The organism is Leptotrichia sp. oral taxon 218, assembly GCF_018128225.1.
Classification (GTDB): Bacteria; Fusobacteriota; Fusobacteriia; order Fusobacteriales; family Leptotrichiaceae; genus Leptotrichia.
This window is the reverse complement of record NZ_CP072377.1, coordinates 651663-674440: the sequence shown is the minus strand read 5'-3', so window position 1 is coordinate 674440 and position 22778 is coordinate 651663. Positions and strand designations below refer to the sequence as shown.

Below are 22778 nucleotides of genomic sequence, written 5' to 3'. Positions count from 1 at the left end.
TTCCTCCTAATTGAATAAATCACTAATTTCATATCTGTATCTTGTTCTTTTCTTTTGTTGAGATAACTGCTTTCCCAGTTGTCTTGCTTCATCTATGCTGATACTTTTTTTATTTGTCATTTTGTAAAATTCATCAAAATTATGAATATCTATTGCATACGTCTCTGACAAATCCCTAAAGTTTAATATCAGATATGCTTTTACATTATTTTTCTTTGCCTCAAGCCGTAAATTGTACAAAAACGTCTGCTGTTCATCAATTGTGTTCTTTATATTTGTGAATGGCATTGATTTACCTAAAAAGGATTTTAACTCAGCAAGGACAAGCAAGCCGTTCTTGAAAAGTAAAAAATCACACAAGTTTTTATTTTTGAATCTGATCATCTGTCCATTTACAGTTCCTGTTGTTCCATCCTTGAATCTATGTAAAAATATTTCATCTGTATTAACGCTATTCTTAAAGTCGTTTTCAAATTTTTTCCCTGCATTTATTGCCATTACTCAGTTACCTCTGCTTCCTGAACGGTTGTAAGTGTTGCTCCGTATATACCGTCTCTCCCTTTTTTTATAACTGTTATTTTCCCCTCGTCAATCAATTCTCTCACTATTTCTGTACATTCAGTTGGATGTATTTTTGTACCAGAGTGCACCTCTTTTGACCTATAGTAATATGGCTCATTCTTTTTCACAAATTCAAAAACCTTGTTCTCTTTTTTTGTTTTTTCTTTTTCCTCACGGCTATGTTTCTTGCTTTCTGCAATGCTAAATGATTTTGCTGGAGAATTTACTGCCTCAACCTCTTTTTTTTCGCTGATGACTTCCTGTGTAGCTCTAGTGACTTTATATTCAATTTTATATGTTCCATATTGCCCACTTTCAATTCTTTCAACTGTACGATTGATTTTAAACTTAACCATTCTTATGATTTTTTCAATCATTTCACTCTTGAATATTTTAGTGTTGTCAATCAAGCCTTTGATAACATTCTTTACCATTTTCACCTTGTTTATTTGTAAAGCTACAACAAAGCAGTCGGCTATTTCTTCAATTAGATTTTGTTCGTCCTTGTAAAATGTTTTTCTGTAATTTCTATATGCTGTTTGTAGCTCTTCAATTTCTTCATAAAGTTTCAGCAGTTGTGGCTCTGCTCCGAAAAATCTTTTTATTTTTACAAGTTTTTCTCTATTCTCCTGATTTAGCAACAATTCCTTTGGATTTTCTCCAAATAACTTTTCTGAATTTATTTTTTTGATGATATTTCTTGAAATTTCATCAAGTTTATTCATATCATCAATATCTGTTATTTCAAGCATTTCATTCAATCTTGTGCAATATTCAGATTCTGTTACATTTTCCCTTTGTGAATCAGTTAAGAAATTATTATATATAATTCCTGAAATTTTATCATTTGCAAACTCAATATTTAATTTTAAATCACTTCTTTTAAAAACAAACTGAACTTTCTTGTCTTCCACATTCTTTTTAATTAATTTCGCATTTTCTAAATTGTATGCTCCTTTACAATTATTTATCATATAGTCTACTATGTTATTTCCTAACATTTTTATCCTCCTATCAACATTTTTTCCTTTAAACTTTTGTAACTCAATTTATTCTCTGTTTCTTTTTTCGCATTATATTCCAACGGAATAAAGTTTTCGTTATTTCTAATTCCAATCATCGCATATGTAAATAATTTTGGCTTTGTTTGTCCAATTAACGGTTGAGAACCTCGAAAATATTCAGGAACACTATATGGATTTTTCATAAATTCCTTGTAGATTTTTTCAAATTCCCAATTCATAAAATTATCAAACTCAGTTTCACTCATATCACAAAGTCTCAACCAACTAGCATAATCAACAACAGCTTGTACTCCTTTGTCTTCAAACGCTATCATTCCAGTTCTTCCAACCTTTTCAATAGCTCTTTTAAGCATTTTTTTAGCTAGAATCACTTGATGTTCGATGTTAGCAGTTTTTTTTGCAACTTCCAAAATCTCTGCCGGTTGTGGTATAAATCCGCTTTTTCTAGTTTTCAAAATTTTAACAACCGCTTCTGCAAATTCTTTTTTAGTCAACTCATTTGCAATCGTCAAAAAATAAATTGTGGCTAAGTCCTCAATATTTTTTGTATTTGGATAAGCCGCTAAAAGCAGTTTAAATACTTCGTTAAATTCTTGATTATTCATTTCCCGTCAATCCTCCTAATAAATTCGCAATGCTTTCGTCAGTTACTCCAACAAAGTCTTTTTCTTGATAATTTTTGGATTTTTTTTCTTTTTCAGAATTATTAATACCTGCTTTATCGTCATAATTTCCTTCAAGCACTTTTAAAAAATTCGATTTGTTAGTAAACCAGTCGAATGATATTTGCCACCCTGTTTTATTGTTTCCTTGCAAGAAATTAGATGTACGGATTTTTCCCATAGCCCGTAACATTTCTTCCAGCGAATACTCTTTTAGCAAATTGTTAATAGCTCTCTTTCGATTGTCAGTTATTTTTAATTGTATACCTGACAATTTATATTCATGAGCAATTTTTATCCAGTTATTTTTTATTTCTTCACACACTCGTGAAAATTCATTTTTCACATATGTATATTCTTTAGTACTTACTTCTTTAGTATTTAATTCTTTAGTATTTAATTCTTTAGTATTTAATTGTCCTTGATTTTCTACCGCTTGACTTTCTAGGGATAGATTTTCTACACCTTGATTTTCTACCACTTGACTTTCTAACGTTTGTTCTTCTGTTTTTTGTTCTTTTTGTCTTTTATCTTCTTTAAGAGGTTTTTCAAAAATTTCATAAACATATTCTATTTTTTTATTTCCACGTTTTTTATTTGGAAATATTTTAGATATTCTTAAATACCCAAATTTTTTTAGCTCATTCAACCCTGTTTTTATAGCGGTTTCATTTTCGGCACATATCGAAGCTAATCCTGAAATTGAATAATCCCAATTTTCTGGTAGACTCAACATTAAAGTCAAAAGCCCTTTTGCCTTTAAGCTCATTCCTTTTTCTCTTAAATGATGATTTGATATTACTGTATAATCACTTGTTTTATTTACTCTAAAAGTTGCCATTTTCTTTCCTCTCCATATATCTTGTGTTTTTATCAAATTTATATTATAATTAACACAAGATATAGTATTTTTAAATTTCTTCTTTCCTAGCACTCTTCGGAGTGCTTTTTTTGTTGCTTAAATTTTCTCTCCTTTTGAGTTATAATAATATCGCCAAATAAAATTAAATCCACAAGAAAGGAGGTGTTTTTCAATGTTCTTAGATACAACTATTTTTAGGATATTAAAAGCTATTGATGTTGCTTACGAAGAAAATAATTTTAATTTTGATGAAACTCTAAACTTAAAAAAATTAGGCATTTCTGAAAGAAGACTAATTTTAATGTTAGAACAACTCAAAGAAAAAAATTATATAACAGGCATTTCAACAATAACTTCAATAAGTGGTCATATACATATCAGTATCAATAATCCCAGATTGACTTTAGACGGTATGGATTTTCTAGAAAATAACACCGCTATGAAAAAAGCATATAAAATGCTTAAAGAAGCCAAAGAATGGGTTCCTGGTATGTAATTTAAAATTTCCTAAAATAATGTTTCAATTCAATTCCCAGTGTTTCGGTTATTAATTCAACATCTATTTCCGTTATTTCTGGGAATTTTTTCTTTATAATTTCTCTAAATTCTTTTGTAAGTTCCCTTACTTTGTCAATTCTGTCATTATAATCATAACAATTTATTTTCTCGTCCACCTCGTGCCTCCTTCTTTTTCTTTTGAATCATCAAGTCAAACATTATTAAAATAATTACATCTTTAATGAAAGGAGTAATTATTATGGAAAATAATGATGAAAAATTAAAAGAAATTATTGAATTGTTAAGAAAAATTATTAACGCAAAAAAAATTAATTAATTCCGATTTAATCGTAATTAATGGTTAAAAATTTAACCCTAAATCAATTTTCAATTCACGTTGAATATCTATTAAAAAATCTAATTTAGGGAAATTACCATTCGCTAACCTCATCATATTATCGGAGAAAGTTTGTGGAGTCATATTTATTTTGCTAGCTATAACTTTCTGTGATAACTTTTCTCTTTTAAGAGTAATATTTATTTTTGAATAAATATCTGTTGCTATTTTTTTCTTTTCTTTCATTTCTACTCACCTCTAATTTATTTTATCCGATAAAATCGGAAATGTCAAGTTGTTTTTTAAAGAAATATTTTTTCATTTCTTTTTAACAAAAAAAGAGCCTTTTTAAAAGCTCTTCTAAAAATATTATTTTTTCTTATGACAATGATATTCACCTGTTTTACGATTTGTGTGGCAACCTTTACTATTCGTTCTTCCTTTATGTGCAAAACTTACAGTCGATAGTAAAAATGTTGCTAATAAGATAAATACAACTTTTCGGTTCACCATTTATCCTTCTTCCAATAATTTAATGAACCAAAATTAACCCCTTATTTATATTAAAAAATTTAGTAAATACTTTATTTCCCTTCTTTCAAATCAATTCTTACATTTTTGTAATTATGTTTTTGTAATAAACTTAATAAATTACTTCCATTTATCAAGGTCAAAGGTTTATCTTTGACAAATTCATAAGAATCCGCTCCAAAATCTGATGTAGTAACTAAAATACCTTTTGTAGCCCCTTCATTATGAACTGCTCCATATAAATCTCGAACTGCTGATATTCCTACTAAATTGTTATATCTTTTTGCTTGTATTATGTATTTTCCACCTTTAATTGGATCAGGGTCAAACATTATTGCATCAACTCCACCATCTCTGCTTGCTTGTGTAGTTTTTACTTCTACTCCATCATTTTCAAATTCTTTTTGAAACAATTCTCTTATTAAGTGTTCAAAATCTTTCCAATCAATATTTGCTATATTTATTCCCTCTATTTTATCACCTATTTCAACATTATCAATAAATCTTTTATCTTCTGTATTTATATTCAATATTGGGGCAACAGGAACTAAGTCATTTAAGTTAGGTTTTGAAATACCTTTTAATTTTCTAAAACAAGTTTTATAATCAACTTGTTCTAAATTTATAACATCAAAATTCTCTTTTTTAGTTTGTAGACTTAATAAACAAAAGCTTTGTTCATTTCCAGTTGCTTTATTTATATTTTCTATCCAACCATTAAATACTATTGATTTCACGCTATCATTTTCAACTTTTGAATATAATATTTCTACAATTTTTAAAACTAATCCATATAATAATTCATTATACACTTTTTCTTTTTGCTTTTCAGTTATATACGTCTCATTAAATTCATCTCGTGATTTTACATAAGTCATATTTTTTAAATCTGGTATCACATCTATATTTGGTAAAACATAATCTAACACTAATATTTTACTTAACTCGTTATACTCTAAATCATAATCTCCCTCCAAACCTTCGTATGGAAATTCTATCGCATCTAAGACTAATTCAAAATATTCTTCAATTGCCTCTTGTTCGTTTTTATTATATCTATCATTTAGTTCTTCAATACTTTTGTTGTATTTTTCACGTTCATCGTAAAAACTAATTTTTCTCTTTTTCCAATTTTCCAATTCTTCGTTAAAGGCTTTCAAATTTTCTTCATTTGCAGCTTTAGCGCCTTCACATTTCACTTTCCATTCTCTCAATTCTTTTTCATATTGCATTTTTTTCTTTCTCTTAACTGAAGGAATTATTTTTGATATAAAAGTTTCTTTGTATTCTGGTTTGGGAAATACAATTTTAACAGATTTTTCTGGACGTTTTTCATTGAATGTATCTTCTCTAATCTGATCCAACAAACTAATTTTATTTTTTATATGTATGTGATTAGCTATTTTTAAAAAAGTATTGCGTTGATTTTCAGCATTTTCTTTCATTGTTTTAGCATAATTTTGATTACCCTCTACATATTCTTTCTGTAATTGTTTTTGGTATTCTTTTTCAGCTTTTGTTTGTTCCCTCCTCATTGCATTTAATTTTTGAACTCGTTCTCTTTCTGCACGTTTTCTACTTTTTTCCGCCTCACGTGCAGCCTGTTTTAAAATAGTAGTAAAACTTTTTCCGCGTCTTGCCATATTATCCCTTTCTTTTATAATTCATTTATTTTTTCTTTTACTTCTTTAATTAATCCTTCAACTTGTTTGTAATTCCCATTTTTTAAACTTAAATATTCCACTTTTTCGGTTATAAGATTTAAAATATTTTTTTGTTCTTCAACTTCTACTAATTTCAAAAGTTCCAAAAGTCCATCTAAAAATTCATCACTGTGATCACCTAATAATCTTTTTCCAATATCTTTAGGTAACATACTAGCAAATATTTGTTCTCTTTCTTTTTTATTCAAACTTAATGCTTTAGATAATGTATCTACTGTAGCAATTGTAGATTTATTTTTTCCTGTTTCAATATCTCCTATCGTCCCTCTCCCTAATCCTGCTTTAGCCGCAAGTTCAGTAATTGTTAAATTTCTACTTTCTCTTAATTTTTTCAAAGTTATACCTAAAGTTTCCATAATTCTCTCCATTCTATAAGGCTCTTTAATATATTATACTTTATTTTTTTTAAAAAAATCAAAAAAATCTTGACATTTCCGATTTTATCGGATATAATATATTTGTAAGATTGATAAAAAGGCTCTTTAATTTTTTTTACAACACTAATCCGTTTAAAACGGATAAAATAATAGGAGATGATTAAAATGATAGAACTAAAAGAAATAAAAGATATTGTCTCTGACGAAATACAGAGACAGATTGCAGACGGTACTTTCGTGAAAAATTACGATGAAGGTACAATTGAATTTACTGATGAACAATTAGAAGAAACTCTGCAAGAATTTGCAGAAAATGGATGGGATTCAGAAGAACAGAAAGTTATAAAAGAATGTTTCAAGAATTACAGCTTTGAAGAGGAAGAGGAAGTCAGTGTACCTTACAAAGACTGTAATGGCGGAATCGACTGGTATGACACAGGGGAAACGAGAATAAATTATTTTAAGATGAAAGTAGGAGGTAAAGAAAATGAAATTTGAAGCATTAAAAATAGTAAATGATAACAGCAGTAAAGTGAGAAAAGAAAACAGCAAAAAGTTAGTGAACAGAATAAAAAAATTATTTAAAAAGTAATTGATGTTTTAACAAGCTCATTAGCGATAGTTAGTGAGTTTGGATAAGATATTAGTTATCTTGGACAATGACAGTTAAATATTAAAAGAGGATACACAATAGTTTATTCCTATGTGCGTCCTCTTGCTAAAATTTAAAGATTTGATTGCGCTGTTTGCGAAGTTATTTGCTACTGCACACGGCAGAGCACCTCCTTTCTGTATTTATATATTTATTCAAGCAGACAGCACTATTAAATCTTTAAGCAATGGACAAAAGCAGTCTAATCAAATCAGTAAAAGGTAAGTTAAAATCTTTTCTTTAAAAACTTTTCAAATAAAATGCTGGAGTTCAAAAAAATAGGAGGATAAAAATGATTAAAAATACAATAAAAATAATAGTAACAATTGCATTAACAATATTAGCTTATAGATATGCTCAAATAGAGCGAGGATACAATGCTTTTGGTGGAGAGGTACTTATACCACCGTTGTGTTGGATAGTGCTTTTTTTAGCACCAAAAATGGCTAAAGAAATTAAAAAAGCGAAAGGTGGAAATAAAAATGAAATTAGATAATATTTTGAAAGAAAGAGTTATAAAAATAATGAATTTAGCACTTATTAAAAGTGAAAAAAACAAAAACACGATTTTTTTAGCGTTTTCTGGTCATGTTGAGTGGCTAGAAATAAGTATATATAAAAATGGCTGGGAAAATTCAACAGAGGTATTTTTTAAAAAAAGAATTAGATTTTATAAAAAAAATGTCTTTGAAGAATTAGACGAAATAATAAAAAAAATAGAGGAGTTGGTATGAAAATGTATAAAAAAATAAGCTACTCTAATGAAGAAGAGTGGCTTAGTATTAGAAAAAAAGGCATTGGTGGAAGTGACGCAGGCGCAATAATGGGTAAAAATAAATATAAAAACATTATTGATGTTTGGAATGATAAAACTGGAAGAGTAAATGAAAAATTTACTAGTCCAGCAGCTCAAAGGGGTAAAGATTTGGAAAAAAACATATTTTATTCGTATAAAATAGACAATCCTGACAAGGATATTCTGGAAGTCAATAAAATGTATGTACATCCAAAATATGACTTCATACGGGCTAATTTAGATGGAGAAATTATTTATGAGGATAAAAAAGGAATACTGGAAATAAAGACGACTACAATTAACAAATGGAATAAATATGTAGAAGAATGGCAAAATAACATTCCTGAAAGCTATTTATATCAAATTTTACATTACTTTTTAGTAACTGGTTATGAATACGCTGTATTGGTTGCTGAAATAAAATTTGAATGTTTTAAAAATGAAAATTCTACACCATTCGACTTGGATAAAAGATTGCAGACGATAGTTGTAAATAGGGTAGATTGGGAAGAAGAAATAAAAGAACTTTTAAATAAAGAAATCGAATTTTGGAAATGTGTTGTAAATGATACAAAACCAAGAATGATAAAAACTTATGGAGGTTAAAAATGGAAAAAATAATTGAAACATCATTAGTTACATTACCTAAAATGGAGTTTGTTTTTGACAGTGCAAAAATAACTCCAGCCAAAATTGATAAAGATATGATTGATTTTGAAAAGGCTGAACAAAAAGTTGAAGAAATAGAAAAACTTTATGGCGTTATATTTACAGATGTAAAAGACATCAAAAAATACAGGGAAGAAGTGGCAAGCACAAAATCGAGTGCTGAAAAATTTAAAAAGGATTTGATGGATTATTTAACAGCTGATACAAAAGAAATTAATCAAAAACTTATTAATTTAATCAAGAGAGTAGATGCAGTTAGAAAATATTTACATGACAAAGAAAAAAAATGGGATAACGCTAAAAGAGAAAAAATAAAATCAATAAAAGAACTCATATTTAAAGATAGACCCGAGTACTTAGTTTATTTAGCAGAAAACAAAAAATGGGAAAATAAAACTTTTAAAGAAATAAATATTGAAGCTGAAATACAACAGCAATACGATGAATTAATCAGAAAAGAAAATTTCATAAAACGGGAAATCGAAAAAGCAAATAAAGAAATTAAATTCAAAATTGTATTTGAAAGCATGAAATATTTAATTCAAGAAGACTATACAGTCATTTCTAAAGCAATAAATGATAAAATGAATGAAATTAAGCAAACTGAAGAAAATTTAAGAATAAGAGCAGAAGAAGAAAAACAAAGAGAAATCGCTGAACTTGAAAGAAAAAGAGAAATTGAAAAGCAAGAAGCAATTGCTAAAGCTCTTCAAGAAAAAGAGCAAAAAGAAACAGATGATACTCAAAAAAAAGATACTTACATTTGCATAAAAGTAAATGGGCTTCCTAAAGAGATAGCGTTAGAATTAAAACAATTTTTAGATAAAAATAATATAAAATATTTTAAGGAGATGAAATAAAATGGCAGGAACTTTAACAAACCCAAGAAAATCAAAAAGAACAGTTGGAACAAGTACACTAAAATCAATGATAAATGATGAAAGAACAAAAAATAAATTTAAGGAATTATTAGGAAATAAAGCGGCTGGATTTTTAACGTCGCTAATTAATACAACCAATGGAAACAAACAGTTGCAAGAGGCAGAACCACAAAGTATTTTAAAAGCTGGAGCAATAGCTGCAACATTAGATTTACCAATTGATCCAAATTTAGGTTTTTCTTATATTGTGCCATACAATAACAAAGGAAGAAACGAGGCACAATTCCAACTAGGCTACAAAGGGTTTATACAACTAGCAATTAGAACAGGACAATACAAAAAAATAAATGTTACAGAACTTTACGAAGGACAGTTTGAAAGCTATGATCCGATTACTGATGAACTTAAATATAATCTTGATGGTAAAATAAGCGATGAGGTAACTCACTACATTGCATATTTTCAAACTACGAATGGATTCGAGAAATACAATGTAATGAGCAAGGAAGAAGTAAGAGAACACGCTAAAAAGTTTAGCAAAACATTTTTAAGCAGATTTTCAAGTTGGCAAACAAATTTTGATAGCATGGCAAAGAAAACTGTATTAAAACTATTGTTAAGCAAATTTGGGATATTAAGCATTGAAATGCAAACAGCACAAAAAGTAGATCAAGCTGTAATAAGAGAAGTAGAATCAAACGGAAATGTAGAAGTTGAATATGTAGATAGTCCTGACGGTGATAATAACGATATTAAAGAAGTTGAAACTATTGATTCTGAAGAAGACACTACTGAAAATTTTGATTCAGAAGAAATATTCTAACAAATGCGGGGGGCATTGAGAGAAATAGGAGGAGAAAAATATGCGCAAAGATAACGTTTTGAGACGAATAAACACTATAATTTCAGATTTAAAATCAATTGAAAGAAAAGTTGAAAACAACGAGATGGAAGCATATGATTTAGAAAAATTATATAGAGAACTTGATGATTTCTTGTATATAATAAATCAGTTTTAACAGGAGGATTAAAATGAGAGAAATAAAATTTAGGGCTTGGCTTAAAGAAGAAAAGAAAATGGTAAATGTAGAAACTCTCTTTATAGGTATAAATAGATTATGTTTTGGTAATTCTAAAACAGAGGATTTATTTTTTAGAGATTTTGAAGAAGTTGAATTAATGCAATACACAGGACTTAAAGATAAAAATGACAAAGAAATTTATGGAAACGATTTAATTTCTTGCAACAAATATAAGAATATAATTGTTTTCTTTGAAGATGGTTGTTTCAAAGTAAAATATCGTAAAACCCCAACAGCTTTAATAATTTGTTCATTAGACCTATTTTTAGAAAAATATAAATGCGGTATTGTTGGAAATATCTATGAAAACAAAAACTTAATGGGGGAAAACAAATGAAATATGTGCTAAAAATTGAAACTGATAATTTAGATGTATATAAACATATCTGCAAAGTTTTAGGGGTGGATGTACAAGAACACTTAATGAAACTAGGAAACGAAAAAAGCACATTCAAACAAGAAATATTTATAACAGAAAAGGAAAAATCCGAATGATAAAACATGCTGAAATTTATAAAATCAAAATTGAAAATGAAATAAGATATATAGCAAAAATGTATGTCACTTATAGAGACGAAATGATAGATAGTTTTAGCAGCAGTTGTTTAGAAAAAGTTGTTGAATATTTAATAAGCAAAGAATACGTTATAACAAATTATTTTGATATGACAGAAATGGAGGGGAAATGAAAAAATGGTTTTATGAATACAATGATGTTATGAAGATTATGAACGTCAAAGAGGGAAAAGCTTATGAAATTATAAGAAAATTAAACGAAGAGTTAAGGGAAAAAGGATTTTTAACACAACGAGGAAGAGTAAACATTAAATACTTTAATGAACGTTACAATATAGGATAGTGATTTTTATGCCAGCATATAAAGATGAAAAAAGTAAAAAATGGTATGTTTCTTTTTATGTAAAAGAAAATGGAATTTCTAAAAAAGTTAAAAAAATGGGATTTAGCAAAAAACAGGAAGCAATGGAATATGAAAGAAATTACATAAATTCTTTTGTTTCTGACACTGAAATAACATTTGAAAATCTATATAAATCTTATATGGATGATCAAAAAAATAGATTAAAACCAAGCACAATAGAAAGCAAAACATATATTTTTGATAAAAAGATATTACCATTTTTTAAAAAGTACAAGATAAAAGAAATAACTCCCTTACTGGTTAGAAAATGGCAAAATGAACTAATAAAAGGAAATCTTGCTCAAACATATCTAAGAGCTATTCACGAACAACTTGTTGCTATATTAAATTATGCAGTTAAGTTTTACAATTTAAATAAAAATCCTTGTTCAGCAGCTGGAAGAATTGGAAAAAAGAACGCTGGAGAAATGAATATATGGACATTAGAGGAATTTAAACAATTTATAGAAGCAATCAATCATAAAAAAGAAGCTGTAGTTGGATTCAATATATTGTTTTATACAGGTATGAGAGTGGGTGAAATGTTAGCATTAACAATATCAGATATAGATTTTGAAAAACATAAAATAAGGATAAATAAAACTTTTCAGAGAATAAAGAAAACCGATGTTATATCGACTCCAAAAACCCCTAAGTCTAAAAGAACTATTGATTGTCCTAAATTTGTTATAGACATTATACAAGATTATATCAAAGTATTATATAAACCTACTCCGAAAACTAGATTATTCGAGGGATTTACAAAGTTTAAGTTTCAAAACGATATAAATGTGTACTCTCGGAAAGCCAATTTAAAAAAAATTAGAGTTCACGATTTAAGACATTCTCACGCAACTTTCTTATTATCGAAAGGCGTTAATATAGTATCACTTTCAAGAAGACTTGGACACGAAAGAGTGTCAACTACTTTAGATATATATTCACACGTTCTAAAAGAAGACGATGATTTGATAAAAGACATACTAAATAGCTTATATGAACAGTACTAAAAAGGTACTGTTTTTTTATGAAAATGTTTAAAAATTTAAAGTTTTGACTTTTTTTAATAAAATGAAAACAAACAAAAACAAGTATTTAAACTATAAATAAAATTTAAACGATACATCATCCAAAGAAATGACGGCTTTATCCAAGTCATTCTGTTTAAACTGAACTTACTTCCAAACCTTCCTAACTTCAAAGCCTCGTCTGCTATTTCATTGTTATATGCCTGATAAACTCTTATTGTTTTATCATCAAATACTGCATAAATATTTCTTTCCTCTTCTTTTTTCATAATTATTCCTTTCATTCAACATCCTTATTTGTAAAATCATGTCTGTTTAATTCTCTTTTTGCTGATTCCCTTAAGTCTTGTGTCTCATTTAAATTATTAGCCAAAAATTCTAATTTTTCTTTTGATTTAGGAGTATTTATTTTCCCTAGTGCATGAATACATTTTCTAGCCATTGCAAGTCCTCCTTCATATCCTTCAAATTGATGTGCCAACGCTAAATAATATACCCATTCTATTGTTTTTGGTGATGCTATATCTTCAAATGCACCTGCTATATTTTCATGGTCACTATGCCAATCTCCTATTATAATTTTTTGCATACTGTCCTTAATTTCATCAAAATCTATTTTTAAATTAATAACCAAAGAAAAATAAGCCCACATCATTTCATCATTTTTTTTCATACAAGCTTCTTCTAATTTTTCTTTAGCAATATTAGGAACTTCTCTTCTGTACCTAATTTTCTTTAATCTAAATTTTTCCAAAAATTCATCATCGCTTATATCTTTATTATACCATTTTAATAATAGTAAAATTTCATTCATATACTTATTCATCATTTTTTAACTCCCTTATTATTTTATATTATATTATATTATTATTAAATATCTCCAGTGCTTTTCCACCTTCTTGTCCTAATTGTATATTTATTTGTCTTTTTTCTTCTTTAAAACGCACAAATTTATATCCCCAGCCAGAACTTTTTTCAGGCATTGGCATATTAGGATATTTATCTTTAACAACATTATCTTGAGTACAATTTCTCTTTCCTAATTAAGATAATTTATACATTTCAAATGTATCTTCAACATGTTCTCGTATAATATCTTTGTCACTTTTAGCCAATAATTTAAGTTTTTCTTTTGCCTCTTCCGTCCCTATTGCTCTTAAAACAAAGCAACAATTTCTCATTAAAAACTTTCTAACCAACTTTCAAAAAATTCTTCTTGTTCCTTAACACTGCCAATTTTTAATTCACTATCGTAATCAAAAATATCTACTACATCAGATAAAGTTGCTTGTTTTCCCATTTGTAATTTATACGCCTTTGTCCCTCCAAATTCTTTTTGCATTCCAGAAGGATAAACATTAATAACCGAAGCATTACAAAGTAAATAAATGTTTTTTAATTCTAATTTTTTTCGTAATTCTACAACAGAATCAAATATATTATCACTTTTTGAAAAATATACCATATTTTCAATTTCTATTTTCAAATTAATTTCATCTTCAAATTCTAATAAAAATAGTTTACTTTTTTCTACTTTTCCATTGTTTAAAATTCTAATGTTTTGTATTTCTGTATTATTTTCTTCTTTTTTCATATTTTTGTATTGTCTTTCTCGATCTCAATTATTTCTATATTCAATCCCACATCTCCATCATCTTCCCCATCTCAAACAACCACCCCGGTGTAATATACTCCCGCTTTTCGTCATACTTTTTCTGTATCTCATCAATTTTTTCATTAAATTTTTGATTATTCGCATAATAATTTTTCACAATATATTTTAAAACTTCAAAACAAAAATTTGAACAAATAGTCATATTTTTGCTGAAACTTCCCTTCACATACTTTTCATTTCCAAAACCAAAATCTCCGATTGTGAAAACTTTCATACTTTTATCATAATTATTTTTCTCAAAATATTCTTCCACAAAATTTTGGATTTTTCCAAACTCTTCTTCTGGAAAATTAATTTCAAAAATTTCTGCTCGATTTTCTAAATATGTCCTTGTTTCCAGACGATTTGGCAGATACCATTTCATTTTTCCGTCTTTATTTAAATTTTCTGAATAATCGTAGACCGTATTTCCGACTATCATTTCACAATGAATAAAATCTGACTTTGTTACATTTTTTATTAATTTTTCTATAATATTTTTGTCATTGCTCCGACAAAATGAAATAAATATCCGCTTCATCTTTCTCCCTTTTTTCTTTTTATTTTTTCTTTCTATTTTTTATTTAACATTTTTATTTAATATTTTCATATTTTTAAATTCATTAAAATATTTCAAGAAATTTTCTTTTAAGTCATCTAAGTCTAAAATAATTTCTCCAGTTTCATTATTCACATTATTTTTTAAATATTCTGAATAACCTAATCCAATTGCTCCTGTAATACTTCCAGCAACTGCACCATTTGCAGCCCAGCCAATAACTGGAATAATTTTTAACAAATTTGCAGCCAATTTTCCAATTTGCGCTATACCTGTTATTGAAATTAGTGCCGCCGCAATGTCGGTAAAAGTGTGAGTTCCTGCGTCTACACGATAAATTGTGTTTATATCAATTATCATTTTTGTCTGTAACGCCGCAAGAGCTATTGAATCTGGAAATGGTAACGGTGTTGCTCCGATTCCAGCCGCAAGAAAAGCGTATTTATTTGTCGCATCAGCAGCTTCTTTTGCCATTGTTTCAAGCCGTTCCTTTAAAATTATAGTTTGAGCTTTTTTTACTGCATTCTGTCTGCCTTCTGAAATATATTTATATGTTTCGTGCAACAGTTCCTGTGCGCCTTTTGGATTTAAAACTACTATTTCATCATCAATTTCAAACATTTCTTTAACATTTCGAACTCTCACAAATGCTCTTGCTTTTTCCAGCATTTTTTCATCAATAACTTTTTTCACAAATTCAGATTCCTTCAAAGTATCTCTTTTTGTAAATACAACAATTGTTGGAATTCCGCAATTTTCAAGAATATCCAAAAGTCTTACATCAGCAGTTTCAATTCTGCCGCTTTTTTCGCTGATACAAAGCCAAGCGATGTGGATATGCTCATTTTCATCTTTAGACTTTTGCTTTTCATCCAAAAAATCTTGAATATTTGCCAATGTCTGCTCATAGTCTTCCGCTTCAATTCCTTTTGTGTCGTATAAATTTACATTGTCTTTTTCCAGATGATAACATTTTATTTCTTGAGTTACTGGCATTCCAACTCCAATTTTAGCAACTTCTTTCCCAAAAATATAGTTAATTAGCGAACTTTTTCCAACTCCAGTTTTTCCAGAAACAATGATATTTACAGTCTCTTTCCCAGAATAAGATTTAAAAAATTTTTCTTCTCTATTTTTTTCTTTTTCTTTATCAAAAATTATTGCTCCATTACTAATCATTAGACCTTTAAGACTTTTTAAAATTTCTTCTCTCGTTCCAACTTTTTGATTATTTTCATTCTTTTGATTATTTTCTATTTCAATTAAATCTTTAAATTCTTTAACATCCATATTTTTCCCCTCTCTTTTTTAAATAAATTTTTCACATGTTTTTATTTTTAATCTCATTGTAAGTATACTATTTTTAGATTTTGTTTTACTTATAAAAAAAGTGAACTACTCCCGCTTTTAGAAGCGGGAGCTTCTTGGGAAGTATCTGCTTTTGCTAGCCAAATATATTTACCAAGCTCTTTGGGTAGTTCCTACCCTGTCTTCTTTTATTTTCTTAATATTTCAACATTTCTTTTCCAATGTTTTTTATATTCACTGCAGCATTGTAATCTCTATCAATTTCAATTCCACAGCACTCACATTTATAACTTCTTTCTGATAATTTCAGTTCCTTTTTGATATTTCCACATTTACTACAAGTTTTCGAAGACGGAAACCACTTATCTATTTTTAAAAATTGTTTTCCTAAAAACATCAACTTGTACTCAAGCATCCTCAAAAACATTCCCCATCCATTATCTCCTACACTTTTCCCAAAATTTAATGCCTGGCTCATCCCTTTCATATTCAAATTCTCAACAACCACAACATCATATTCTTCAGACAATTTTTTCGATAATTTATGCAGAAAATCTTTTCGACAATTTTTGATGTACTCATGTAATTTTGATATTTTAGCTTTTTGATTATACCAATTTTTAGAAAATCTCACTTTTCTTGATAATGATTTCTGTAATTTTTTCAATTTTTTCTCCAGCATTCTAAAATATTTTGGATAATCAGCCCTTTGGTTTTCAGAACTGACAAATAATTCAGACATTGAAAAATCAAGTCCAATTACTTTATCATTACTAGCTACCTTTTGAATTTCTTTTTTAAATTCCGTCAAAACAGAAACATAGTAATTTCCATTACTGTTTGTCAATGTTACTGACTTTATCTTGTAATCCTTCGGTATTTCTCTATGATATTTTAATTTTATTCTTTTCAATTTTGGTAAAATCAAATATTTGTTTTCCTCAATTCGTATCGAATTGTTCACACAATTTGTCGTGTAACTTTTAACATTATTCTTTATTAGATTTGAACCTTGGAAATTTCGCTCTCTTATGAAAAAAATTCGTAAACGATCGTTTTACATTCAATTGAGCATTTGAAAGTGCCAGACTATCTACTTCTTTTAAAAATTGATTTTCACTTTTCAAACTGGCAGGTGTAATTATTTTATTTTTTCCAGTTTCTTCATAAATTTTATTAGCGATGTATAAAATCGTATTATAAACAAAACGAACACATCCAAAAGTCTTATTTATCAACAATTCTTGTTCCTTATTTGGATAAATCCTGTATTTGAATGCTAAATTATATTTCATAAAATTACACCTCCTTTTGATTTTGAATATTATTTTTAATTATTTCTTTAGAAATTTTATTATTTATAACTTTTCTTCGATATTTTATACAAAAATTATATCATGGATGTATCCTTTTTTCAATAAAAAAAGCAATTCATCTCCCACTTGTAGAAAGCCTACGACTTCTTGCTATCTTTTTGTTAAAAAATATAAAATCATAAGATTTTTTTTTATTTATCTCTTGTTTTTTTCGTATTTCAAGTTAAAATTTAGTATAGAGAATTAAATTTTTATTTATATTAGCAAAAAATTGTTAATTGAGAGGAGAAAATTATGAGAATATATGATGGCAATAACATTAGAAACATTGCTTTATTGGGAGAAAGTGGTGCTGGAAAAAGTAATATGACTTCCGCTCTTGAATTTACGGCAAAACTTACAAATAAAATTCCTAATTCTAGCGATAATGTTAAAATAAGCAGTTCGCTTGCCCTACATGCAATTGAATATCAATCTTTCAAATTTAATTTTTTTGATGTGCCTGGATATGTTGATTTTTTTGGGGAACTTGAATCTGGACTTGCAGCGTGTGATGGAGCAATTATCACAGTTGACGGAACTGCTGACTTATCTGTCGGAACTGAAACTGCTCTTGAACTTGCCGACAGCCGAAATATCCCACGATTCATATTCGTGAATAAAATTGACAGCGAAAAAGCTGACTACGAAAAAATTCTTTTGCAACTTCGAAAAAAATATGGTAAAAGAATTGCACCATTTCATGTACCTTGGGGAGTTGCTGCTAATTTCAAGGGACATATAAATGTTGTGGATATGTTCGCCCGTGAATATAATGGCTCTGAATGTGTCAATGCAGATATGCCAACTGATATGGACGACAAGATTTTGCCGATTCGTGAGATGCTTTTGGAAGCGGTTGCTGAAACAAGTGAAGAATTGATGGAAAAATATTTTAATGGAGAAGAATTTACTACAAATGAAATTCACGCTGGACTTAGAAAAGGTGTACTAGATTGCAGCGTAATTCCTGTTATTTGCGGTTCAACTACAAAAAATATAGGACTTCACACAACATTTGACATGATAAGAGACTATTTGCCAGAACCGATGGACAATCCAAAAGTTGACGCTAAAAAAGATAAAACTACTTGCCAAATTTTTAAAACAATAATTGATTCATTTTTGGGAAAAGTTTCTTATGCAAAAGTTTTATCTGGAGAGTTAAAATCTGATTCAGAAATTTATAATTTGAATAAGAAAAAAAGTGAAAAGATTGGAAAACTTGGAACAAATGTGTCTGGAAAAATAGAATTTTTAAAAAAAGGAGTCTGTGGAGATGTCGTTTTATTAACAAAACTTGAAAGCACTCAAACTTCAGACACACTTTCAACTGATAAAAATGAAACTGCACAAAAAAATATCACTTTCCCAAAAGCTCAACTTTTGGTTGCAATAGAACCATTAAATAAAAATGATGATGAAAAGATGTCAACTGGACTTAATAAACTTATGGAAGAAGATCCAGCTTTTTCTTGGAAAAGGGATATGGAAACAAAGCAAACTATTTTGGGAGTGCAAGGAGAACTGCATTCCATCACATTGATTGAAAAACTAAAATCTAAATTCGGAGTTGATATAAAAACAGTTGACTTAAAAGTGCCATACCGTGAAACTATTAAAGGAAATTCGGATGTTCAAGGAAAATATAAGAAGCAATCGGGAGGACACGGACAATATGGAGATGTGCTTATCAAATTTTCTCCTTGCGATGAGCATTTTATATTTGAAGAAACTATCACTGGAGGAAAAGTTCCCAAGTCATATATTCCAGCTGTTGAAAAAGGATTAAGAGAATCACTTGCTCACGGAGTTTTAGCGGATTATCCTGTCACAAATATAAAAGCAGTTTTATATGACGGTTCTTATCACGATGTCGATTCTTCAGAAATGGCTTTTAAAATCGCAGCAAATTTAGCTTTCAAAAAAGGAATGCTTGAAGCTAAACCAACTTTGCTTGAACCAATTATGGAACTTACAATTTTTGTGCCTGAAAGCTGTATTGGAGATATAATGGGAGATATTAACAAAAAGCGTGGAAAAATTATTGGTATGGATGCTCACAAATCCGATAAACAAAAGATTACAGCTGAAGTTCCAATGGTAGAAACATTTAAATATGCAAATGATTTAAAAGCAATGACAAAAGGAAGAGGATATTTTGAGATGAAACTTTTAAAATACGAAGAAGTTCCTTATGAATTAGCACAAAAAATAATTGAAATCAGAAAAAAATAATTTTGAATAAGTTTAACAAAAAGATAGCAAGAAGTCTCCTTCTTCTGTAAGTGGGAGATGAATTGCAAAATATAGGTTGAAATAACAGCTCTTATATGGTATAATACTCATAGTCAGGGTAGGGACTGCCCATTGAGCTTGGTAAATATATTTGCAAAAGCAGATACTTCCCAAGAAGCTCTCTCTTCTACAAGTGGGAGTAGTTCACTTATAAAATAAAAAACAGTGAAAATACAAAAAATCTCACTGTTTTTTTTATTTTAAAGATTAGTAAATTAATCTAAATCCAAGTCCTCCTCTTAAATTTTCTCCTGCTGTAAGTCCAACTGACAACTGAGTTCTCACAGCTAGTGGTTGAATGTATTTAAATTCTATTCCAGCTTCTGGCTTTACTGAGAAATAGTCGTTTTTATCCACTTCCAATCGAATTTGCCCTTCATTTTCTTTTATGTTAGAAAATCTTCCATATTCCATTTTTAATGCTCCATAAGGTCGCAAGTGAGTTCTCTCACTCATTCTTATGTCATAACCTAAGTCAGTTTTTAATGCTGCTCCATATGAATAATAATCAGATTTTGTATTAAATACATCGTCAACTACGAAGAATTTACGCTTCATCTCATTTACTCCGACAAACACATCTCCAGCAACTGTCCACCTAAGTGAACCATTGTGATCCGCATATGGTGACATTGTTTTAAAAACACCTGTTTTTAACATTGTTTGGTTTTCATTCGATTTTCCAAGATCTTTAAACTTAAATCTGTTGTGAATAGCTCCAGCATACCATCCAGACGAATTTCCTAACTCAAATGTTTCATCTTCGTGAACACAAGCTACTCCGTAAGCATCACTTGTATAATCAATAATTCCCGCAGTTCCAGTTTTATATTCGTCTTTCATTCCAAAAACTTTAATTTTGTTATTTTGTTTAGAAGGATTTCTCCATTCATTGTGCAAATATTTAAACTCTTTGTCAAGTAAATTTCCTGTGCCATTAATTCTATGTTGAATATTTGCATATTGATGACCTTTCATTTCATCGACTGCTTGAGCAAATCCTGTGTACGGCACTTTTATCAAATAAGCTGTGTCAAGCAATCCAGTCGTTGCAGATTTTACAGGCTGCACCATCCAAGTCAAGTTTGCAGAAAATGCTTCTAAAGTAGTTCCACCTGGACTTATAATACTTGCTAATGCACTGTTATATGGATTTAATATATTATCCCCAATTTTTATAGCTTTTGCATTAGTATATTTTGTGGCTTCTGCTCCAAAAATTAATTCAACATCAGTAAGTCCCGATAAATTATTAAGACCTTGAATAGGATTTGTGTAATTTATTCCAGATGTATCGATATACATTCCGACAGCTGTTGCTTGTGACAGCGATGGTTTAACTTGAATAATCGTAGCTTGTCGCATCTAATACATTTACAGTTCCTCTTGATAAATCAGTAACCGTAACTTCTGATGGAGCTGGACTTGCTACATTTGTATCTACATTTACTAGTGCTATGACTTCTCCTGATGCATCAACTATTATTAAATTTGAAGAAACTAAAAAAATGTTACATTTAATAATTAATATTTCAATTAATTTATAAAATAAAAAAAATTTTAGGATTTTTTGATTTTCGGGGTATAATATAAGTATTAAGAAATTTATTTACAGGAGGACATATAGGTGATACATAATACGAAAGAATTGGTTGATATTCAAGAAAAATTTTTGGATATGGAAGTAAAAAGTTTTGGAAGAGAAGTTATTGAATTTATTGATGAAAGTGCAAGTGCATTTCATGTTGTAAAAAATTGCTCTGATATTTTGGAAGAAAATAATTTTTTGAGACTTATGCCACAAGAAAAGTGGAAATTGAAAAAAGGTGGAAAATATTTTTTTAAAAAGTCAAGTTCTACGATAATAGCATTTACAGTGGGAGAAAACATTGATATAAAAAAAGGATTTAAAATATTTGCGGCACATACAGATTCTCCTTGTTTTAAAATTAAACCAAATCCTGAAATGATAACAGAAAATATATTGAGATTAAATACAGAAGTTTATGGAGGTCCAATTTTAAACACTTGGTTTGACAGACCTTTATCCGTTGCGGGAAGAATTATTGTAAAAGGGAAAAATATATTTTCGCCAAAAACTATAAAAGTGAAAATAGACAAACCCATTATGACGATACCAAATTTGGCAATTCATCAAAATAGAGAAGTTAATAATGGAGTAAGAATAGACAGACAAAATGATGTCTTACCAGTGATTTCCCTTATAAACAAAAAATTTGAAAAAGAAGAATTTCTTACAAAATTAATTTTAGAAAATGTTGATATAAAAAGAGAAGATATTCTTGATTTTGACTTATATGTCTATTGTTGGGAAAAAGGTTGTCTTTTGGGTGCAAATGAAGAAATGATTTCTTCACCTAAAATCGACAATTTGGCTTCAGTTTATACGGGACTGCTTGGACTTTTTGAAGCCAGTAAAAATGAGGATAAAATTAATCTATTTGTTGCATTTGACAATGAAGAAATCGGAAGTGCAACAAAACAGGGAGCTGACTCTAATTATTTACTAAACACATTGGAGAGAATCGCTTTGACATTGGGATTTAACAGACTTGAGTTTTTACAGATGGTTGAAAATTCTTTTATGCTTTCAGCTGATGCCGCACACGCTGCACATCCTGCACATATTTCTAAAACAGACCCAACAAATCGTGGAAAAATGAACGAAGGTTTATCTTTGAAAATAAGTGCAAAACAGAGATATACATCGGATGCCTATTCAATTTCTGTAATCAAGCAATTAATTGAAGGAACAGATATAAAAATTCAGAGTTTTGTAAATGAATCAAATGAACCTGGTGGCTCGACAATTGGTCCAATTTCTGCAACTCACTTGGGAATAGATTCAGTAGATGTCGGAGTTCCTATGCTTGCTATGCATTCAGCAAGAGAAATGTGCGGAGTTTATGATATTTTTTTTCTAAAGGAATTGGCAAAAGAATTTTTTTCTAAGGGATAAAAATAAAATAATAAATAAAA

33 protein-coding genes and 1 pseudogene are annotated in these 22778 nt (G+C 28.8%); 15 read left to right on the top strand and 19 right to left on the bottom strand.

The window, feature by feature from the left end; genetic code table 11:
* Positions 1–6: 6 nt before the first annotated feature.
* Genes J5A73_RS03135 through J5A73_RS03120 form a run of 4 tightly spaced genes read right to left on the bottom strand, consistent with a single transcriptional unit; the run spans position 7 to position 3089 of the window.
* Positions 7–498 (bottom strand): Holliday junction resolvase RecU, encoded by a 492-nt coding sequence (locus J5A73_RS03135; protein WP_211616537.1) that lies wholly within the window; start codon positions 496–498, stop codon positions 7–9.
* Entirely contained in the window at positions 498–1562 is a 1065-nt protein-coding gene (locus J5A73_RS03130) for a hypothetical protein (protein WP_211616535.1), read from the bottom strand. The genes J5A73_RS03135 and J5A73_RS03130 overlap by 1 nt, the downstream gene beginning before the upstream one ends.
* 2 nt (positions 1563–1564) lie before the next feature.
* Positions 1565–2191 (bottom strand): hypothetical protein, encoded by a 627-nt coding sequence (locus tag J5A73_RS03125; RefSeq protein ID WP_211616533.1) that lies wholly within the window; start codon positions 2189–2191, stop codon positions 1565–1567.
* Complete coding sequence (locus tag J5A73_RS03120) at positions 2184–3089, bottom strand: helix-turn-helix domain-containing protein (RefSeq protein WP_211616531.1); 906 nt, start codon at positions 3087–3089, stop codon at positions 2184–2186. The genes J5A73_RS03125 and J5A73_RS03120 overlap by 8 nt, the downstream gene beginning before the upstream one ends.
* Before the next feature lie 193 nt (positions 3090–3282).
* On the opposite strand from J5A73_RS03120, the gene J5A73_RS03115 reads away from it, so the two are divergent.
* Positions 3283–3606 (top strand): YjcQ family protein, encoded by a 324-nt coding sequence (locus tag J5A73_RS03115; protein WP_211616529.1) that lies wholly within the window; start codon positions 3283–3285, stop codon positions 3604–3606.
* A 1-nt stretch (position 3607) separates the two neighbouring features.
* Here J5A73_RS03115 and J5A73_RS03110 read toward each other — a convergent pair whose 3' ends face one another.
* From J5A73_RS03110 to J5A73_RS03090, 5 genes are all read right to left on the bottom strand, one after another.
* Positions 3608–3784: a hypothetical protein gene (locus tag J5A73_RS03110; protein ID WP_211616527.1), complete on the bottom strand. Its 177-nt coding sequence runs from the start codon at positions 3782–3784 to the stop codon at positions 3608–3610.
* A 185-nt stretch (positions 3785–3969) separates the two neighbouring features.
* Positions 3970–4191 carry a hypothetical protein gene (locus tag J5A73_RS03105; RefSeq protein WP_211616525.1) on the bottom strand — a complete coding sequence of 74 codons (222 nt, stop codon included), beginning with the start codon at positions 4189–4191 and terminating at the stop codon, positions 3970–3972.
* Between the two features lie 123 nt (positions 4192–4314).
* Positions 4315–4458 (bottom strand): YHYH domain-containing protein, encoded by a 144-nt coding sequence (locus tag J5A73_RS03100; protein ID WP_211616522.1) that lies wholly within the window; start codon positions 4456–4458, stop codon positions 4315–4317.
* Between the two features lie 71 nt (positions 4459–4529).
* Positions 4530–6119, bottom strand: a complete 1590-nt coding sequence (locus tag J5A73_RS03095; protein WP_211616520.1) for a restriction endonuclease — start codon at positions 6117–6119, stop codon at positions 4530–4532.
* A 14-nt stretch (positions 6120–6133) separates the two neighbouring features.
* Positions 6134–6556, bottom strand: coding sequence for a helix-turn-helix domain-containing protein (locus J5A73_RS03090; RefSeq protein WP_211616518.1), 423 nt, complete (start codon positions 6554–6556; stop codon positions 6134–6136).
* 186 nt (positions 6557–6742) lie between these two features.
* Between J5A73_RS03090 and J5A73_RS03085 the strand changes: the two genes are divergently transcribed.
* The 12 genes from J5A73_RS03085 (at position 6743) to J5A73_RS03030 (ending at position 12586) form a co-directional block, all read left to right on the top strand.
* Positions 6743–7075, top strand: coding sequence for a hypothetical protein (locus J5A73_RS03085; protein WP_211616516.1), 333 nt, complete (start codon positions 6743–6745; stop codon positions 7073–7075).
* A gap of 446 nt (positions 7076–7521) precedes the next feature.
* Positions 7522–7725, top strand: coding sequence for a hypothetical protein (locus tag J5A73_RS03080; RefSeq protein ID WP_211616514.1), 204 nt, complete (start codon positions 7522–7524; stop codon positions 7723–7725).
* The gene (locus J5A73_RS03075; RefSeq protein ID WP_211616512.1) at positions 7712–7963 is read left to right on the top strand and encodes a hypothetical protein; all 252 of its coding nucleotides are present in this window, start codon (positions 7712–7714) and stop codon (positions 7961–7963) included. The genes J5A73_RS03080 and J5A73_RS03075 overlap by 14 nt, the downstream gene beginning before the upstream one ends.
* 2 nt (positions 7964–7965) lie before the next feature.
* Positions 7966–8631, top strand: coding sequence for a YqaJ viral recombinase family protein (locus tag J5A73_RS03070; RefSeq protein WP_211616510.1), 666 nt, complete (start codon positions 7966–7968; stop codon positions 8629–8631).
* Positions 8632–8633: 2 nt separating this feature from the next.
* Complete coding sequence (locus tag J5A73_RS03065) at positions 8634–9554, top strand: hypothetical protein (protein WP_211616508.1); 921 nt, start codon at positions 8634–8636, stop codon at positions 9552–9554.
* A 1-nt stretch (position 9555) separates the two neighbouring features.
* Positions 9556–10398 carry a recombinase RecT gene (locus J5A73_RS03060; protein ID WP_211616506.1) on the top strand — a complete coding sequence of 281 codons (843 nt, stop codon included), beginning with the start codon at positions 9556–9558 and terminating at the stop codon, positions 10396–10398.
* Positions 10399–10438: 40 nt separating this feature from the next.
* Positions 10439–10594, top strand: coding sequence for a hypothetical protein (locus J5A73_RS03055; RefSeq protein WP_211616504.1), 156 nt, complete (start codon positions 10439–10441; stop codon positions 10592–10594).
* A 13-nt stretch (positions 10595–10607) separates the two neighbouring features.
* On the top strand, positions 10608–10994 hold the full coding sequence (locus tag J5A73_RS03050; RefSeq protein ID WP_211616502.1) for a YopX family protein: 387 nt from the start codon (positions 10608–10610) through the stop codon (positions 10992–10994).
* On the top strand, positions 10991–11152 hold the full coding sequence (locus J5A73_RS03045; RefSeq protein ID WP_211616500.1) for a hypothetical protein: 162 nt from the start codon (positions 10991–10993) through the stop codon (positions 11150–11152). Before J5A73_RS03050 ends, J5A73_RS03045 begins: the two co-directional genes overlap by 4 nt.
* Positions 11149–11346: a hypothetical protein gene (locus tag J5A73_RS03040; protein WP_211616498.1), complete on the top strand. Its 198-nt coding sequence runs from the start codon at positions 11149–11151 to the stop codon at positions 11344–11346. Before J5A73_RS03045 ends, J5A73_RS03040 begins: the two co-directional genes overlap by 4 nt.
* Positions 11343–11516 (top strand): transcriptional regulator, encoded by a 174-nt coding sequence (locus J5A73_RS03035; protein WP_211616496.1) that lies wholly within the window; start codon positions 11343–11345, stop codon positions 11514–11516. The genes J5A73_RS03040 and J5A73_RS03035 overlap by 4 nt, the downstream gene beginning before the upstream one ends.
* An 8-nt stretch (positions 11517–11524) precedes the next feature.
* Positions 11525–12586, top strand: a complete 1062-nt coding sequence (locus tag J5A73_RS03030; protein WP_211616494.1) for a site-specific integrase — start codon at positions 11525–11527, stop codon at positions 12584–12586.
* Positions 12587–12693: 107 nt separating this feature from the next.
* Here J5A73_RS03030 and J5A73_RS03025 read toward each other — a convergent pair.
* The 9 genes and pseudogenes from J5A73_RS03025 to J5A73_RS10415 all read right to left on the bottom strand — a co-directional run.
* A pseudogene (locus J5A73_RS03025) lies at positions 12694–12888 on the bottom strand (DUF4291 family protein); the annotation flags it as partial.
* Positions 12885–13433 (bottom strand): HEAT repeat domain-containing protein, encoded by a 549-nt coding sequence (locus J5A73_RS03020; protein ID WP_211616491.1) that lies wholly within the window; start codon positions 13431–13433, stop codon positions 12885–12887. The pseudogene J5A73_RS03025 and the gene J5A73_RS03020, both read right to left, overlap by 4 nt.
* Positions 13434–13458: 25 nt before the next feature.
* Positions 13459–13593, bottom strand: a complete 135-nt coding sequence (locus J5A73_RS10645) for a hypothetical protein (protein ID WP_256438648.1) — start codon at positions 13591–13593, stop codon at positions 13459–13461.
* 54 nt (positions 13594–13647) lie between these two features.
* On the bottom strand, positions 13648–13803 hold the full coding sequence (locus J5A73_RS03015; RefSeq protein WP_211617474.1) for a hypothetical protein: 156 nt from the start codon (positions 13801–13803) through the stop codon (positions 13648–13650).
* Positions 13785–14198: a hypothetical protein gene (locus J5A73_RS03010; RefSeq protein ID WP_211616489.1), complete on the bottom strand. Its 414-nt coding sequence runs from the start codon at positions 14196–14198 to the stop codon at positions 13785–13787. Before J5A73_RS03010 ends, J5A73_RS03015 begins: the two co-directional genes overlap by 19 nt.
* A 40-nt stretch (positions 14199–14238) precedes the next feature.
* On the bottom strand, positions 14239–14799 hold the full coding sequence (locus tag J5A73_RS03005; protein WP_211616487.1) for a hypothetical protein: 561 nt from the start codon (positions 14797–14799) through the stop codon (positions 14239–14241).
* Between the two features lie 39 nt (positions 14800–14838).
* Positions 14839–16107, bottom strand: a complete 1269-nt coding sequence (locus J5A73_RS03000) for a YcjF family protein (RefSeq protein ID WP_211616485.1) — start codon at positions 16105–16107, stop codon at positions 14839–14841.
* Positions 16108–16321: 214 nt separating this feature from the next.
* On the bottom strand, positions 16322–17125 hold the full coding sequence (locus J5A73_RS02995) for a transposase (RefSeq protein ID WP_305798730.1): 804 nt from the start codon (positions 17123–17125) through the stop codon (positions 16322–16324).
* Complete coding sequence (locus J5A73_RS10415; protein WP_249069368.1) at positions 17115–17420, bottom strand: helix-turn-helix domain-containing protein; 306 nt, start codon at positions 17418–17420, stop codon at positions 17115–17117. The genes J5A73_RS02995 and J5A73_RS10415 overlap by 11 nt, the downstream gene beginning before the upstream one ends.
* Before the next feature lie 315 nt (positions 17421–17735).
* Between J5A73_RS10415 and J5A73_RS02990 the strand changes: the two genes are divergently transcribed.
* Positions 17736–19718: a translation factor GTPase family protein gene (locus J5A73_RS02990; RefSeq protein ID WP_211616483.1), complete on the top strand. Its 1983-nt coding sequence runs from the start codon at positions 17736–17738 to the stop codon at positions 19716–19718.
* 267 nt (positions 19719–19985) lie between these two features.
* Here J5A73_RS02990 and J5A73_RS02985 read toward each other — a convergent pair whose 3' ends face one another.
* A complete protein-coding gene (locus J5A73_RS02985; protein ID WP_211616481.1) occupies positions 19986–21143 on the bottom strand; it encodes an autotransporter outer membrane beta-barrel domain-containing protein in 1158 nt (385 codons plus the stop codon).
* Positions 21144–21405: 262 nt separating this feature from the next.
* On the opposite strand from J5A73_RS02985, the gene J5A73_RS02980 reads away from it, so the two are divergent.
* On the top strand, positions 21406–22758 hold the full coding sequence (locus tag J5A73_RS02980) for a M18 family aminopeptidase (RefSeq protein ID WP_211616479.1): 1353 nt from the start codon (positions 21406–21408) through the stop codon (positions 22756–22758).
* Positions 22759–22778: the final 20 nt, after the last annotated feature.

Coding starts and splice junctions, on each gene's coding strand:
- J5A73_RS03005 (WP_211616487.1), bottom strand. CDS start 14,799: ATGAAGCGGATATTTATTTCATTTTGTCGGAGCAATGACAAAAATATT.
- J5A73_RS03085 (WP_211616516.1), top strand. CDS start 6,743: ATGATAGAACTAAAAGAAATAAAAGATATTGTCTCTGACGAAATACAG.
- J5A73_RS03060 (WP_211616506.1), top strand. CDS start 9,556: ATGGCAGGAACTTTAACAAACCCAAGAAAATCAAAAAGAACAGTTGGA.
- J5A73_RS03045 (WP_211616500.1), top strand. CDS start 10,991: ATGAAATATGTGCTAAAAATTGAAACTGATAATTTAGATGTATATAAA.
- J5A73_RS03035 (WP_211616496.1), top strand. CDS start 11,343: ATGAAAAAATGGTTTTATGAATACAATGATGTTATGAAGATTATGAAC.
- J5A73_RS02990 (WP_211616483.1), top strand. CDS start 17,736: ATGAGAATATATGATGGCAATAACATTAGAAACATTGCTTTATTGGGA.
- J5A73_RS02985 (WP_211616481.1), bottom strand. CDS start 21,143: ATGCGACAAGCTACGATTATTCAAGTTAAACCATCGCTGTCACAAGCA.
- J5A73_RS03105 (WP_211616525.1), bottom strand. CDS start 4,191: ATGAAAGAAAAGAAAAAAATAGCAACAGATATTTATTCAAAAATAAAT.
- J5A73_RS03090 (WP_211616518.1), bottom strand. CDS start 6,556: ATGGAAACTTTAGGTATAACTTTGAAAAAATTAAGAGAAAGTAGAAAT.
- J5A73_RS03135 (WP_211616537.1), bottom strand. CDS start 498: ATGGCAATAAATGCAGGGAAAAAATTTGAAAACGACTTTAAGAATAGC.
- J5A73_RS03080 (WP_211616514.1), top strand. CDS start 7,522: ATGATTAAAAATACAATAAAAATAATAGTAACAATTGCATTAACAATA.
- J5A73_RS03070 (WP_211616510.1), top strand. CDS start 7,966: ATGTATAAAAAAATAAGCTACTCTAATGAAGAAGAGTGGCTTAGTATT.
- J5A73_RS03095 (WP_211616520.1), bottom strand. CDS start 6,119: ATGGCAAGACGCGGAAAAAGTTTTACTACTATTTTAAAACAGGCTGCA.
- J5A73_RS03020 (WP_211616491.1), bottom strand. CDS start 13,433: ATGATGAATAAGTATATGAATGAAATTTTACTATTATTAAAATGGTAT.
- J5A73_RS03120 (WP_211616531.1), bottom strand. CDS start 3,089: ATGGCAACTTTTAGAGTAAATAAAACAAGTGATTATACAGTAATATCA.
- J5A73_RS03100 (WP_211616522.1), bottom strand. CDS start 4,458: ATGGTGAACCGAAAAGTTGTATTTATCTTATTAGCAACATTTTTACTA.
- J5A73_RS03010 (WP_211616489.1), bottom strand. CDS start 14,198: ATGAAAAAAGAAGAAAATAATACAGAAATACAAAACATTAGAATTTTA.
- J5A73_RS03000 (WP_211616485.1), bottom strand. CDS start 16,107: ATGGATGTTAAAGAATTTAAAGATTTAATTGAAATAGAAAATAATCAA.
- J5A73_RS03030 (WP_211616494.1), top strand. CDS start 11,525: ATGCCAGCATATAAAGATGAAAAAAGTAAAAAATGGTATGTTTCTTTT.
- J5A73_RS03065 (WP_211616508.1), top strand. CDS start 8,634: ATGGAAAAAATAATTGAAACATCATTAGTTACATTACCTAAAATGGAG.
- J5A73_RS10415 (WP_249069368.1), bottom strand. CDS start 17,420: ATGAAATATAATTTAGCATTCAAATACAGGATTTATCCAAATAAGGAA.
- J5A73_RS03040 (WP_211616498.1), top strand. CDS start 11,149: ATGATAAAACATGCTGAAATTTATAAAATCAAAATTGAAAATGAAATA.
- J5A73_RS03115 (WP_211616529.1), top strand. CDS start 3,283: ATGTTCTTAGATACAACTATTTTTAGGATATTAAAAGCTATTGATGTT.
- J5A73_RS03130 (WP_211616535.1), bottom strand. CDS start 1,562: ATGTTAGGAAATAACATAGTAGACTATATGATAAATAATTGTAAAGGA.
- J5A73_RS03055 (WP_211616504.1), top strand. CDS start 10,439: ATGCGCAAAGATAACGTTTTGAGACGAATAAACACTATAATTTCAGAT.
- J5A73_RS10645 (WP_256438648.1), bottom strand. CDS start 13,593: ATGCCAATGCCTGAAAAAAGTTCTGGCTGGGGATATAAATTTGTGCGT.
- J5A73_RS03125 (WP_211616533.1), bottom strand. CDS start 2,191: ATGAATAATCAAGAATTTAACGAAGTATTTAAACTGCTTTTAGCGGCT.
- J5A73_RS03075 (WP_211616512.1), top strand. CDS start 7,712: ATGAAATTAGATAATATTTTGAAAGAAAGAGTTATAAAAATAATGAAT.
- J5A73_RS03050 (WP_211616502.1), top strand. CDS start 10,608: ATGAGAGAAATAAAATTTAGGGCTTGGCTTAAAGAAGAAAAGAAAATG.